We start from the raw sequence: 13652 nt of genomic DNA, 5'->3' as shown, positions 1-13652 counted from the left end.
AATATCAGTAACCAACAATTTAGGCCTACTAACGCCCTTATCGCGCTTTTAACAGCTTTTTGGCACAAACTTAGCCAACATTGAGCTTTATCATAAAATAAAGATCATGGCATCGTTTTATAACATACTTGAAGTTATAGCTTTAATAGCAGTAATCATAATCCCGCTGGCCGGCCCTAAAAAGAGGAAAGCACCTTGCAAAACAGAGTTGAGCACACTTGCCGTTAATGCCGATGGCTACCTGGAGCATTTTAACAGTAGCCCGGAGTACCACCAAACACATTATTAACCTTCAAAATATCTTGTTTTGAAAATAAAAGCCTTTCATTTTGATAGGCTTTTTTTATGGCCGCAAAACGGGGGTAAACATAAAATCTTCATTTACATGGCCTAAACCCGTAAATAGCCCCGGTGTGTTGCAAAGGGCATCCTTTTGGCATTGGCATAAGTACAGTTATGATGCAAATTATTGCAGGTAGCTGAAATAAACACATAAAATGGAAGAAGAACGAATTATTGTGCGACCGGCCATCCCGGCTGATGTGGTGTTTGCCGATGAGATTATTAAGGAAATGGAAGCTTCGGCCATAGCGAGGGGCTCCGGTATTTCAAAACGGTCGGCCGCTTCCGTGATTGAAAAGATTGATGAAGGTAAGGCGATAGTTGCCGTAACTGAAACCGGCGAATGGGTGGGGTTTTCCTACATCGAAACCTGGGACAATGGCGGGTTTGTATCCAACAGTGGTTTAATTGTATCTCCCAAACACCGTAACCAGGGCGTTGCATCCGAGATCAAGAATAGCATTTTTAACCTGTCGCGCAGCAAATACCCTACAGCGAAGATCTTCAGCATTACCTCCGGGCTTGCAGTTATGAAAATGAATACCCGGCTGGGTTTCGAGCCTGTAACTTATTCGGAAGTAACGCGCGAGGCCCGTTTTTGGGACGCCTGTAAAAGCTGTGTAAACTATGATGTGCTTCAAAATAAAAACCGCTGTAATTGCCTGTGTACTGCCATGTTGTTCGATCCGCAATTAAACTAACCTGCCATGATAAAAACATTAAACGATACGCAGCCTGCAGTAAACCAAATGGCGCATGCGCTGCCCTTAAACCCGCATTTTTTTAGCGAAAGTGTTGTTTTGCTGCAAAAAATGATCAAAACGCAATCATTTAGCGGTAATGAATCGGCTGTAGCGGCTGTTATTCACCAGTATTTGTACGAATACTCGGTAAAGGTGAACCGCAGGGGAAATAATATCTGGTGCTTTAATAAATACTACGATGAAACTAAACCAACAATACTGCTTAACTCTCATATGGATACGGTTGTGCCAAACGAGGGTTATACCAAAGATCCGTTCTGTCCGGAAATAGCCGATGGCAAACTTTATGGCCTTGGCAGTAATGACGCCGGCGGTTGCGTGGTATCGTTAATTGCTGCCTTCCTGCATTTTTACAGTTACCATGGCCTTGGTTTTAATCTTTGTTTAGCCATTACCGCCGAAGAGGAAAACGCTGGCGAGAATGGTATTAAATCCATCCTGCCGTTATTGGGTAATTGCGAACTGGCTATAGTTGGCGAGCCTACGCTGCTGCAAATGGCCATTGCAGAAAAGGGCAACCTTGTTATTGATTGTATAAGTAATGGCCGCCCCGGCCATGCCGCGCGCGAAGAAGGTGATAATGCTATCCATAAATGCCTGCGCGATTTGGAATGGTTTAGCCTGTACCGGTTTCCGCAGCAGCTAAAGGCACTGCCGCCGGTAAAAATGACGGTGACTACCATCAAGGCCGGCTCGCAGCATAACATAGTGCCCGGCCGTTGCGAGTTTACGGTAGATATCAGGCATGATGATACATTTTCGCAAAAGGAGATTATAGACATAATCAGGCGGAACGTATCCTGCCAGGTAAACCCACGTCCGGGTTCGCCGGGCGCTTCATCCATATCGCCCGCGCATCCAATAGTTAAAGCGGGAATTGCAGCAGGCTGTAAAACATATATTTCGCCTACTACATCAGACCAGGCGTGGTTGTCTATCCCGTCGGTTAAAATTGGTCCCGGCGATTCGGCCCGGTCGCACTCGGCAGATGAATTCATTTACCTCGAAGAAATAAAAAAGGGAACAAGTTTATATGTAAAGCTGCTGGAAATACTGCCGCTTATGCTTATCAATAATCCAAACAAATACAAAAATGAAACCGGGCATATTAATAATTGACGACGAGATTAAGCTGAGCGAATTGATGGCCCGCATACTTGGGCTGGAGGGTTACCACGTTATACAGGCGCCTAACGCAAAAGCCGGATTGAAACTGATTGAGCGGGAAGACATCAGGGTTGTTTTAAGCGATGTAAAGCTGCCTGATGCCAACGGCGTTGAGCTGGTACAACGTATTAAACAAATAAAGCCCTACATTGAGGTGATTAACCTCACGGCTTTCGGTACCATAAGCGATGGTGTATCGGCCATTAAAAACGGTGCTTTTGATTATTTAACCAAGGGCGATGATAACGACAGGATCCTGCCGCTGGTAAGTAAGGCTTTGGATAAAGCTAATCTGCAATACCATATCAGCGAGATGCAGAACGAGGTAGAAACGCAGCACGGCTTCCCGATAGTTCTGGGGCAGTCGCCGGCGATACTTGAAGCTGTTGAACTTGCCAAAAAGGTAGCCCGTACCGATGCTACCGTATTGCTTTTAGGCGAAACCGGAACCGGTAAAGAAGTATTTGCCGAAGCTATTCATTACGAAAGCCAGCGTAAGGATAAACCTTTTGTTGCCGTTAACTGCAGCGCTTTTAGCAAAGAGTTACTGGAAAGTGAACTATTTGGTTACAAGGCAGGGGCCTTTACCGGGGCCATTAAAGACAAAAAAGGTTTGTTTGAGGAAGCCAGTGGCGGCACCATTTTTTTGGATGAGCTGGGCGAGATGAGCCACGACCTGCAGGCCAAACTTTTACGGGTGCTGGAGAATGGTACCTTCATCAAAATAGGCGAAACCAAAACCATTAAGGTTAATGTACGCCTGATAGCCGCCACCAACCGCGATTTGCAAAAGGAATCGGAAGACGGGCATTTCAGGCTCGACCTGTTTTATCGCCTCTCCGGGTTTTCAATAGTGCTGCCGCCGTTGCGGGAAAGGATAGGGGATATTGAAGTACTGGCACGGCATTTTATTAAACTATATTCGGCCAAGGTAAAAAAGAAACAGCCTGATGTGGATGCCGATTTTTTCAAGCTGCTTAACCAACATCAATGGAACGGAAATATCCGCGAGCTGAAAAACGTGATTGAGCGCGTCATTATCCTGATGGACGAGCCGGTGCTTACCCCCAAGCTTTTACCCAATGAGTTTCATAACGGAGGTTACTATGACCTGGTGGCGCTTGATCTGGATAGCGTTGAAAAGCATCACATCCGCAGGGTTTTGAAGTACGTAAAAGGCAATAAATCTGAAGCGGCGAGGGTGTTGGGAATTGGTCTGGCCACTTTATACCGTAAAATTGATGAGTATCATATATTAATGAACTAATTTTAACAGTGAGTTAAGAATAGGCCCCGCCTGGTTTTGCGAAACCTTGCGGGGCTTGTTTGTTAAATTGTTTTTGGTCCGGGTATCACTAATCTGCCGCTAAACCCTTATCAAGCCGCGGAGGCCGGCACTTCAACACGAGAAAACCACCATCTCAAAATGAGATAACTCGTTAGTATATCTATTCTCAAAAAACAAAATGAAACAAATAAGGTGTTGATTATCAATTTGATTTGGTAATGTGCTTTCTGTATGGTACAGCAATTGGCATGCATGCCATAATTAACGCAGGCAGGCGCAATTTAAATTAAACACTGCAACCGCACCTGCCGCGAACAAATAATATCATATTTAAAATGAAAAAACTTCTCTTATTCGTTGCTTTAGGCCTTACACTTCTTTTAGCCTACGCACAGGCAAACGCTGCTTCTTTAACCGATACTATCGCTGTTAAAGACCCCGTAAAAACTAAACCCGAACCATTTGCCTTCGGCGATTTTACCTGGCTTAACGGTAACGACCGCCGTCATAAAGCCCTGTTAGATACTAAGTATTTTACCGGCAGGTTTTTGTTGGATTTTAATTATACTGCCTCAAACAATAACCCGGTAGATCATACTGTGGTAGGCTCAACCGCGCTGGCCCGCGATCATGAGTTTGAAATTTCTACAGTAGCGTTTGGCGGCGATTTTCATTATGATAACGTGCGTGCCAGCGTACTTACCCAGTTCGGTACCCGTGCCACCGTAGTGCCCCGAAACGATTTAAGCGTAACCCGCGGGCAGTTTGATCTGGGCACCGCCTACCGTTACCTGAGCGAGGCCAATGCCGGTTACCATTTTGACGTATTGAACGGTATTAACGTTGATGCAGGTCTGTTTATGTCGTACGTAGGCCTGTTCTCTTATTATAATGCCGAGAACTGGGCTTACCAGCCATCCTTCACCAGCGATAACACCCCATGGTTCTTTAACGGCGTAAGGGTTCAGATCTTTGTGTCTGATAAATTGAAAATCGAGCCGTGGTTAATTAACGGCTGGCAATCATATGGTATGTTCAATAGCAGGCCCGGTGTTGGTGGCCAGGTTCTGTGGAGGCCCAAAGAATGGCTGCAGGCTTTAAGCAATAACTACTATGGCGCAGATACCCAGGACAAGCCCGGCCGCAAGCGTTTTCATACCGACAACAGTGTTGAAGTACGTTATTTTAAAAGCACTAACAAAAACAGTTTTGTAAACAGCGCCGCTTTCTCCCTTACCGGCGATCTTGGCTACGAAAAAGGCGATGGTGTAAACGGTTTCAAATCAGACCCGGTTAAAGGCCCCGCCCAATATTTTGCCAGCGCTATGTTTTACCACCGTATGGTAATGGCCAAAGGCCACCTGGGCTGGACAATAGGCGGCGGTGTAATGAACAACCCCGGCCGTTACCTGGTGCTTTACCCAACCGGCGATGCTAACCCTATCCCGGCAGTAGGTACAGGCACCACAGGTACGCACCCGTTTTCGGCAAACCCAGGCGATCAATTCCATGCTTATGATTATTCAACAACTATCGACCTGATGCCAAACGACTATCTAACGTTCAGGATGGAAGTAGTGCACCGCCATGCCGACGTGCCTTACTTTGCAGGCCATGGCGGTGTAACCTCGCCGGATGGGTATAACACCACACCGATTGGCGGTACCAATTTTACGCCCGATCTGGTTAATTCTGAAACGAGGTTCATAGCCGCGCTGCTGGTTAGGTTTTAACAAAGCATAAACCGGTAAACATACTTTAAAACCGCGATAATCTACCCTGTTTGATTGTACAGATAGATTTAGTAAAGGTTGGAGGCCGGGTTTTGCCGCCCGGCTTTTTTATGCCCTTAATTTAACAATTTATTTAGTAAACAAAATGAAAAATTTAATGAAGATGATCATCGTTTTAATGATGATCGGTACACAAGTGAACAGCCTGATGGCGCAAAGTAACAGCACCGGTATATACATCACTGCACAGGATTACAAAGCAGGTAAATTAACATATACCGACGCTAAAAATTTAAAGCTTAACCAGTTTTTAGGAGGCAGCCATATCAGCCTGATCAGTGATGGGAAGAAAGTGAAGCTGTTAAAAGCCGACGTGTTTGGTTATCGTATTAACGGGGTTAACTATAGATTTTACAAAAACGAGGCCTATCAGGTACTGGATACGGCAGGTTTTACACTTTACAGCCACGAGCAACTGGCGCCGCAGGGCAAGGGTTATACAACCAATGCCAGTTATTTTTTTAGTTTGAATGAGAATACCCCGGTTACAGCATTGACCATTGCAAACATCAACAATAGTTTTGCCGGTCAGGCCGATTTCAGGTACAGCCTTGAGAATTATTTCCACAGCGATTCGGATCTGGCTATTTACGACAGGTTCAATAAGCAGTACGAAATTAAATACCTGTATTTTGAGCACCAACACCGTACTGCCACACAGCACGCGTCACTGTAACTCATAAACAATAATCTTCAATAGCCGGACAGGTCGGACTTCCGGAGTGAGTAAAAGTCCCGGCGCGAGGCCGGGCTTTTGGTTTATAACCTATTCAGCGCTTGTTCCAGGTCGGCAATTAAATATTGCGGATCTTCAAGGCCGATGTAAATCCTGATGAGCTGGTGGCGCTCATCGTGTTCATTATATTGATTTTCATTAACCGAGGCTATAGCGGGTACGGCAAGGCTTTCATGCCCGCCCCATGATACCGCCAGCAGGATATGCTTTAAGCTATTGCAAAAGGTTTCTATTTTATCAAATGTGCTGTTTTTTAAAGCAATGCTGAACAGGCCGCCGCAACCCTGCATCTGCTCGCGGGCCAGTTCGCTTTGTTTAAAACCTTCGCTAAATGGCCAGATCACTTTTTGTATTTCTGGATGAGCGGCAAGCCATCCGGTAATAATTTTTGTGCTTTCAAAGCTGCGCTGCAAACGCAGGGGCAGCGTACGCAGGCCACGCAACAGCAGCCATGCGGCGGGAGGGGAAAGCGCGGGGCCCAGGTTCATAAATTCGTGCTCAAAAATATGTTTAAGCATAGCTTTGCTCCCGGTAAGTATCCCGGCTACCACATCCGAGTGCCCTCCAATATATTTTGTTGCCGATTGCGCTACCAGGTCTACGCCAAGCGCTATGGGTTGTTGAAAAAGCGGGCTGCAATAGCTGTTGTCAATCAGGGTTATGATGTTTTTTGAACGGGCCAGCGCGGCTACCTTTTTTATATCCTGCAAGTCATAACAAAAGGTATTGGGGCTTTCCAGGTAAATTAAACGGGTTTGAGGCTGAATGGCAGCTTCAAAATTTTCAAAAACAGTCCCGTCTATAAAGGTGGTTGTGATGCCAAATTTAGGCAGCAGATCCTGGAAAAGCTTTATCGTCCAGCTGTAGATATTATCAACCGCAACAATATGATCGCCCGATTTGAGTAGCGACAGGATGGGAACGCTGATAGCGCTGATCCCGCTGCTGAACAACAGGGCGTCTTCGGCGCCATCAAGGGCGGCCAGTTTCTTCCGTAAAATATTAAGCGTAGGGTTTTGTCCGCGCGAGTACAGGTTGCCTTCAAACTCATTAGCCATGGCGGCCCTAAGCCCGGCAACATCTTTAAAACAGAAGTTGCTGCTTTGCATAATAGGCGGCGAAACCGCGTTGAAGTATTGTTCTCGCTCTTCCCCCAGCTCGTTTAATATAAATGAAATATCCATAATTAAGGTGCAGTATAAGGTTTTTGGGTTCGTTTTTTGGTAACGAAGTAAATTATAAGCCCGGCTATAAACGCCAGAATACATATTAATGCCGCCTGGGGGTTATCAATAAAAATGCTGATGGTAACAAACCAGTAAGTAATTATAAATATAACGGGTATAAGCGGATACCACTTCATGCTGTAAATGCCGGTATGGTTTAAATGTTTGGTTTTTCGGCGTAAAATAAAGATACTCAAAGCGGCGGTAGACAGGCCAATGGTATCGAAGAACATCACATAACTCAGTATTTTTTGAAACGACCCGGCAAAAAACAAAATCACCAGCACTGCCCCCACAAAAAAGCTAAGTCCGAATTCCTGCACCTGGGTTTGGCTGTTAACGTGTTTAAACCTTGCCGGCAGGATCCCGTCTTCGGCCATGGCATAATAAACCCTCGGGTTTGCCATAATATTTACATTCACAAATGCCAGTACCGAAACAAACATCAGCAGCGATACAATTTTATAGCCCGCCGTACCGAATAATACGCCGGCCAGCGTGGCAGCCAGCGTTGTTTTTTGCTGCAACCCGCTCAACCCCAGTGTTGAATAGTAGGCAAAATTGATGAGCATGTACAACGATATAACGGTGGCTATGCCAAAGAAAATGGCTTTAGGAATGTTTACCTTGGCGTTTATAATGTCTCCTCCAAAATTGATGGTTTGCTGATAGCCTCCATACGTAAAAAAAACAGCTACCAGGCTTAGCCCGAACGCGCCGATGCCTTTAGCGTTATGATGGCCGATAATATGATCGGCCTGCGTTATGTTGCCTTTAAAAACTGCCGCGCACAAAATCAGGATCATGCCGATTTTGAAAAGTGTAAGCACATTTTGGGTACGTGCGCTCATTTTTATGCCCAGGTAATTGATGATATACAGTATCAACACCGAGCCGATGGTCATGATTTTTAAACCAGTATCATTTTGCAAACTTCGCGGCATTATAACGGGGTTAATGTATTCGGCGCCTATTAACGCTACGGCCGCTACGGAGGCGGCGTTGCTTATTACCAGTACCCAGTTAATCATAAATGCAAACGCCGGGTGGAAGCAAAAGGAAAATACCTTGTAAAAACCACCGGTGGTAGGGTAGCGTGCACCTATTTCGGCAAAAGTGAGCGTACCGCAAAGGCTTACCGCGCCGCCAAGCAGCCAGGCCCCGAAATACAGGTACGGATTACCGGACATTTTTGCCACCTCGGCAGGAGCGGCGAATATACCCATCCCGATAACAAGACTTACAACAATCATTGAAAGATCAAAACGGGTGAGTTTGGGCGTTATGCTCATGTAGTTTTAAAATATCAATTAATAAGGTTAACGCGAAGATAAAAGTAACATTTAAAAAGCTTTAATTAAGCGGCCGCGTAATTTATATGCTAAAGCCACCGTTGGTGTTTGATATTGATGAGTTTATATTCATATGACCATTTGTGTAATTCGTTTAATTGTGTCCGGGTTGAAAAATCGTCTGTGTGAAACTTTCCTTAAAAAATTTCTATAAATAACAATAACTATTTTAAAAACGATTGCATGGTATAGGTATCAAATGTTGACCAAAAGGTATCTTTTTTGTAATATAGGCGGGCCTTTACTGTGTGTTGGGCTTGTTTTATGGTACAAATATAGATGTAAGGTATCAGGTGGCTGAAAATGCGATACGCTCGTATAAACTATAATGGATAAATCTCCGTTAATAGCAAAATTAACCATGTGATGAACCTAACACCTGGACTGAAAAAAGACAATGATTAAAAAAAAGATATCCATTAAGGATATAGCGAAACTAACAGGTACATCAATAACAACCGTATCATTCGTGCTAAACGGCAAAGGCCGCATCAGCAAAGAGATCAGTAAAAAGATCCTTGACGTAGCACAGAAAAATGGCTACGAACCCAACCGTATGGCTGTGGGCCTGCGCACCGGCGTATCAAAAGTTATAGGCCTTATTGTAGAAAATATTGGTGGTCCCTTTTTTGGCGAAATGGCCAAAGTAATTGAGGAGGAGGCCGAGAAAGACGGATACCGGATTATTTATTGCAGCACTAACAACAACCTGCAAAAAGGTAAAGACATGATCAGGATGCTGTCGCAGCAACTGGTTGATGGCTATATCATCACCCCAATGAAAGGTCTTGAAAAAGAGATCAGGAGCCTGGTTGATAATGAAAAGCCGGTAGTGTTGATTGATGGGTATTTCCCAGGTATGGACATTCCGCATGTATTGGTAAATAACTATGAAAGCGCCTATGCCGCGGTAAGCTGTTTCGTCAAATCGGGCTATAAAAATATCGGTATGGTTACGGCCAACCTTGAACTTGTGCAGCTGAATGATCGCTCGGCAGGGTTTAAGGCGGCTTTAAAAGATCATGGTTTAAAAGATAACAGCAAAATGGTGTTTAAGGTGCCGTATGATATGAGCAAAGCTGATGGCGTAACTGCGATCAAAGAATTTATTGGCAGGCAAAAACGAATGGATGCGCTCTTTTTTACCACCAATTATCTTGGCACCATGGGTCTGCAGGCTATCAGGGATCTTGGACTTGATATTCCCGGCGATTTGGCCGTGATTAGTTTCGACGATAATGAGATCTTTAACCTGTATCCGCCGGGCATCACAACCATACAGCAACCCACTTATGAAATAGCTAAATCGGCTATTGATATTTTAATGGAACAGATTAACAACCACAAGCTGGATGCTTCGAAAATTGATTTGCAGATTCCTTCAAAACTAATTGAACGCGGATCTACCCGGGCCAAAGTTACCGCTTAATTAAAAATGAAAAATTAACGGGGAATAGTTAAAAAAACCATTTGGTAAAACGTTTTATTTGTTTAAATTTGAAAACAGTTGAGTAATACCGTAGGTCAGGCCCAGCCAATTTGTGCTGCGTTGCTATCTTAAAATGCTTCTCAGTTCTTTCTCCCTTAATATTGTTTAATTAATCATAACGCCTGCTGGTTGAAGGCAGCAGGCGTTAGTTTTTGATAATTTTGTTTATTATTTAGCAATAATATTATAATAAAGTATACCTGTTTAGATAAAACGTTTTATCTATATTTGGCCGGTTTTTAACCTCAACATCAATTAACACATCAAATCAATAAATGAAAAAAACACTCATCTTTTTTTCGCTCATTATTTCGGGCATTTGTTCAAGCCATATTACCGCGGCGCAGCAAGTTTTTAAACAGAAAGGCTACCAGGTAACTTTTATCAATAAAGATCCGGCTTTCAGCACTACACTGAAGGACCGATTGGTTAAAACCTTTTTTGAAGTTTACCCAAAACTGGCTAAGGAATATAACAAAAAAACATCAAAAAAAGTAACGTTTGTTATTGATACCGCTTACGATGGTGTTGCCGCTACAGGTAATGATACCGTTGTGTTCAGCGCTAAATACATGGCCAAATATCCCGGCGATATAGATGTGGTTACCCACGAGGTAATGCACATTGTACAGAATTACGGTAACAGCGATGGGCCGGGCTGGTTAACCGAAGGTATTGCCGATTTTGCCCGCAATAAATTTGGTGTGGATAATGCGGGCGCCAAATGGGCATTGCCGCCATTTAAATCAACCCAAAATTATGATAACGCTTACCGCGTAACAGCGAGGTTTTTGCTGTGGATTGAAAGAAATGTAAAGCCCGGTTTGGTAAAAACGCTGGATAAGCAACTGCGAGAACATACTTACACTTCCGATAGCTGGAAAAACCTGACCGGCAAAACAGTTGATGAGCTATGGGCTGCCTACGCCGCTAACCCGGCTATTTAAACCTTTACAAACGTTTGCGTAACAAATTAAGCCACTGGGTATTAAGCCGGAGGTTTTATATAAATTAGCAACCTTGTCAAAACAAAAAATTAAAGTTTATAACATACACAAAACGCACCTGTGCTGATAATAAATTCCTGCTGAGGGAATTAATGATATTAAATAAATGAAGCGGATACTTACAGTATTATTAATGGGTTCGGCGGTATATGCGCAGGGCCAGAACAAAGCCGAAAAACTGGTAGATTATGTAAACCCCATTATCGGTACACAGCGCATGGGGCATACCTACCCGGGCGCTACAGTGCCGTTTGGCATGGTGCAGCTTAGCCCCGAAACAGATACGGCCGGTTACGAAAAAGATGGTCATTACAACCCGGATGTTTACAAATACTGCGCGGGCTACCAGTACGACGATAAAACCATTGTGGGCTTCAGCCACACGCATTTCAGCGGTACGGGGCACTCTGACCTGGGCGATTTTTTAATTATGCCTACCGTTGGTAAGCTGCAGCTTAATCCGGGTACTGCCGATAAACCAGGTAGCGGCTATCGTTCTGCATTTTCGCACCAGAACGAGGTAAGCGCCGCCAACTATTACAAGGTAAAGCTTGATGCCAACAACATCACTGCCGAGTTAACCACCACGGCGAGGGTAGGTTTCCATCAGTACACCTTCCCTAAGTCAGATCAATCGCACATTATTCTTGATCTGATGGCGGGCATCTACAACTATTCTGATAAAAATGTATGGACTTACCTGCGCATAGTAAATGATTCAACCGTAACAGGCTTCCGTCAAACCAACGGCTGGGCCCGTACGCGTACCCTGTATTTTGCCATGAGTTTTTCAAAACCATTTTATCAGCATGGCTACAAAAAATATGACAAACGCGAGGTGTACGGCGGTTTCTGGGGTAAATTCAACCAGGTAAAAAACTTCCCTGAAATTGCCGGAAGACAGCTGCGTACCTATTTCGATTTCAAAACCGAAGAGGGCGAGAAGATCAAGATTAAGTTCGCTATTTCGCCGGTAAGCATGGACGGCGCGCTGAACAACATGCGCACCGAGGTGCCGGGCTGGGACTTTGATAAAGTAAAAAACGATGGGCAGCAATTGTGGGAAAAGGAACTGCACAAAATTGAAATTGGCGGAAGTAAAGAAACTAAACTGAATTTTTATACTTCCATGTACCACACCATGATTAACCCAACCGTGTACATGGATGCAGATGGTCAGTACAAAGGTTTAGATCAAAACGTACATAAGGCCGATGGTTTTACCAATTATACTACCTTTTCGCTTTGGGATACTTACCGCGCGCTGCACCCGCTGTTTAATATCATTGAGCCGAAGCGCAACGCGGATATGGTACAATCCATGCTGGCCCACTATGATCAAAGCCCGGAGCATATGCTGCCGGTATGGTCAAACTCGGGTAATGAAAACTGGTGTATGAGCGGTTATCACAGTGTGGCGGTAATTGCCGATGCCGTGATAAAAGGCAATGCAAACTTTGATGCCAATAAAGCGCTGGATGCCTGCGTAGCCACCGCCCGCCACCGCGATTATGAGGGTATTGGTGAGTACATGGATAAAGGCTATATCCCTGACGAAAGAAGCGGCGTGTCGGTATCATCAACCGTAGAGTATGCTTTTGATGATTGGGCTATCGCTCAGTTAGCCAAAAAGTTAAACCGCAATGATATTTACCGGGAGTTCATCAAACGGTCTGAAAACTATAAAAACGTTTACGATCCGACGATAGGTTTTATGCGACCTAAATCGGCTGCCGGTGTATTCCGTGCCAAATTTGATCCGTTGAGCACCATTAATGAAGGTTTTATTGAAGGCAACAGCTGGAACTACACGCTGTTTGCACCACAGGATCCTGAAGGATTGATTAAAATGATGGGCGGCGATAAACGTTTTGTACGCTACCTCGATTCATTATTTACCATGAACCTGCCCGACAAATATTTTGCTGAAACGGAAGATATTACCCGCGACGGCATCATTGGTAACTATGTTCATGGCAACGAGCCATCGCACCATGTGGCTTACCTTTACAACTGGACAGATAAACCCTGGAAAACCCAGGAGCGTGTACGTATGATTTTACCGATGATGTACAAACCAACTCCCGATGGTTTAGGTGGTAATGACGATACCGGCCAGATGAGCGCCTGGTATATATTTACCTCGCTTGGTTTTTACCCGGTGGCGCCAGGCTCGGATGAGTATTCAACCGGCAGCCCGGCGGTCGATCACGCTGTCATCAACCTGGACAACGGCAAAACATTCACCATAAACGTTAAAAACCAGGGACCGAAAAATGTATATGTACAAAAAATGGTACTGAACGGTAAGCCGCTTGATAAATTGTTCATTAGCCATACCGATATCATGAACGGCGGCGAGATCACGTTTTACATGAGCCAGAAGCATAAATAAGAGATTAGAGGATGGAGAACAGAGATTAGTTGTTTTGGGGCTAATCTTTGATTTTTTTCAGGCCCAACCTTCGTACTTCAGTATGGCAACGGG

Annotated in this window: 11 protein-coding genes; 9 read left to right on the top strand and 2 right to left on the bottom strand. The window is 44.5% G+C overall.

The genetic code is table 11. The features are described from left to right. Positions 1-106 precede the first annotated feature (106 nt). The 6 genes from LX99_RS11020 (at position 107) to LX99_RS10995 (ending at position 6030) form a co-directional block, all read left to right on the top strand. Positions 107-289 carry a hypothetical protein gene (locus LX99_RS11020; protein ID WP_109607919.1) on the top strand — a complete coding sequence of 61 codons (183 nt, stop codon included), beginning with the start codon at positions 107-109 and terminating at the stop codon, positions 287-289. A 208-nt stretch (positions 290-497) separates the two neighbouring features. Then, positions 498-1043 (top strand): GNAT family N-acetyltransferase, encoded by a 546-nt coding sequence (locus LX99_RS11015; protein WP_109607918.1) that lies wholly within the window; start codon positions 498-500, stop codon positions 1041-1043. A 6-nt stretch (positions 1044-1049) separates the two neighbouring features. Beyond that, entirely contained in the window at positions 1050-2225 is a 1176-nt protein-coding gene (locus tag LX99_RS11010) for a M20/M25/M40 family metallo-hydrolase (protein WP_342769422.1), read from the top strand. After that, positions 2200-3540 carry a sigma-54-dependent transcriptional regulator gene (locus LX99_RS11005; RefSeq protein WP_022832537.1) on the top strand — a complete coding sequence of 447 codons (1341 nt, stop codon included), beginning with the start codon at positions 2200-2202 and terminating at the stop codon, positions 3538-3540. The genes LX99_RS11010 and LX99_RS11005 overlap by 26 nt, the downstream gene beginning before the upstream one ends. 356 nt (positions 3541-3896) lie before the next feature. Continuing rightward, entirely contained in the window at positions 3897-5294 is a 1398-nt protein-coding gene (locus LX99_RS11000) for an outer membrane beta-barrel protein (RefSeq protein ID WP_109607917.1), read from the top strand. A gap of 145 nt (positions 5295-5439) precedes the next feature. Beyond that, the gene (locus LX99_RS10995; RefSeq protein ID WP_109607916.1) at positions 5440-6030 is read left to right on the top strand and encodes a hypothetical protein; all 591 of its coding nucleotides are present in this window, start codon (positions 5440-5442) and stop codon (positions 6028-6030) included. A gap of 83 nt (positions 6031-6113) precedes the next feature. Here the strand turns inward: LX99_RS10995 and LX99_RS10990 are convergent, their stop codons facing one another. Next, the gene (locus tag LX99_RS10990) at positions 6114-7274 is read right to left on the bottom strand and encodes a trans-sulfuration enzyme family protein (protein ID WP_109607915.1); all 1161 of its coding nucleotides are present in this window, start codon (positions 7272-7274) and stop codon (positions 6114-6116) included. A gap of 2 nt (positions 7275-7276) precedes the next feature. Continuing rightward, complete coding sequence (locus LX99_RS10985) at positions 7277-8608, bottom strand: APC family permease (protein ID WP_109607914.1); 1332 nt, start codon at positions 8606-8608, stop codon at positions 7277-7279. 457 nt (positions 8609-9065) lie between these two features. Between LX99_RS10985 and LX99_RS10980 the strand changes: the two genes are divergently transcribed. The 3 genes from LX99_RS10980 to LX99_RS10970 all read left to right on the top strand — a co-directional run bounded on the left by LX99_RS10980 (position 9066) and on the right by LX99_RS10970 (position 13559). After that, positions 9066-10097, top strand: a complete 1032-nt coding sequence (locus LX99_RS10980) for a LacI family DNA-binding transcriptional regulator (protein ID WP_109607913.1) — start codon at positions 9066-9068, stop codon at positions 10095-10097. A gap of 335 nt (positions 10098-10432) precedes the next feature. After that, positions 10433-11104, top strand: a complete 672-nt coding sequence (locus LX99_RS10975) for a basic secretory protein-like protein (RefSeq protein ID WP_109607912.1) — start codon at positions 10433-10435, stop codon at positions 11102-11104. Positions 11105-11270: 166 nt separating this feature from the next. Beyond that, a complete protein-coding gene (locus LX99_RS10970; RefSeq protein ID WP_109607911.1) occupies positions 11271-13559 on the top strand; it encodes a GH92 family glycosyl hydrolase in 2289 nt (762 codons plus the stop codon). The last annotated feature ends 93 nt before the right edge of the window (positions 13560-13652 follow it).

The sequence above is a fragment of the Mucilaginibacter oryzae genome (assembly GCF_003148845.1).
GTDB lineage: Bacteria > Bacteroidota > Bacteroidia > Sphingobacteriales > Sphingobacteriaceae > Mucilaginibacter > Mucilaginibacter oryzae.
The sequence above is the reverse complement of the archived record's forward strand: the minus strand, read 5'-3'. Positions and strand labels throughout refer to the sequence as shown.

Excerpts from the sequence above, each read along its gene's own strand:
- LX99_RS10970 (WP_109607911.1), top strand. The coding sequence starts at position 11,271 with ATGAAGCGGATACTTACAGTATTATTAATGGGTTCGGCGGTATATGCG.
- LX99_RS11015 (WP_109607918.1), top strand. The coding sequence starts at position 498 with ATGGAAGAAGAACGAATTATTGTGCGACCGGCCATCCCGGCTGATGTG.
- LX99_RS11005 (WP_022832537.1), top strand. The coding sequence starts at position 2,200 with ATGAAACCGGGCATATTAATAATTGACGACGAGATTAAGCTGAGCGAA.
- LX99_RS10990 (WP_109607915.1), bottom strand. The coding sequence starts at position 7,274 with ATGGATATTTCATTTATATTAAACGAGCTGGGGGAAGAGCGAGAACAA.
- LX99_RS10985 (WP_109607914.1), bottom strand. The coding sequence starts at position 8,608 with ATGAGCATAACGCCCAAACTCACCCGTTTTGATCTTTCAATGATTGTT.
- LX99_RS10995 (WP_109607916.1), top strand. The coding sequence starts at position 5,440 with ATGAAAAATTTAATGAAGATGATCATCGTTTTAATGATGATCGGTACA.
- LX99_RS11000 (WP_109607917.1), top strand. The coding sequence starts at position 3,897 with ATGAAAAAACTTCTCTTATTCGTTGCTTTAGGCCTTACACTTCTTTTA.
- LX99_RS11020 (WP_109607919.1), top strand. The coding sequence starts at position 107 with ATGGCATCGTTTTATAACATACTTGAAGTTATAGCTTTAATAGCAGTA.
- LX99_RS10975 (WP_109607912.1), top strand. The coding sequence starts at position 10,433 with ATGAAAAAAACACTCATCTTTTTTTCGCTCATTATTTCGGGCATTTGT.
- LX99_RS11010 (WP_342769422.1), top strand. The coding sequence starts at position 1,050 with ATGATAAAAACATTAAACGATACGCAGCCTGCAGTAAACCAAATGGCG.
- LX99_RS10980 (WP_109607913.1), top strand. The coding sequence starts at position 9,066 with ATGATTAAAAAAAAGATATCCATTAAGGATATAGCGAAACTAACAGGT.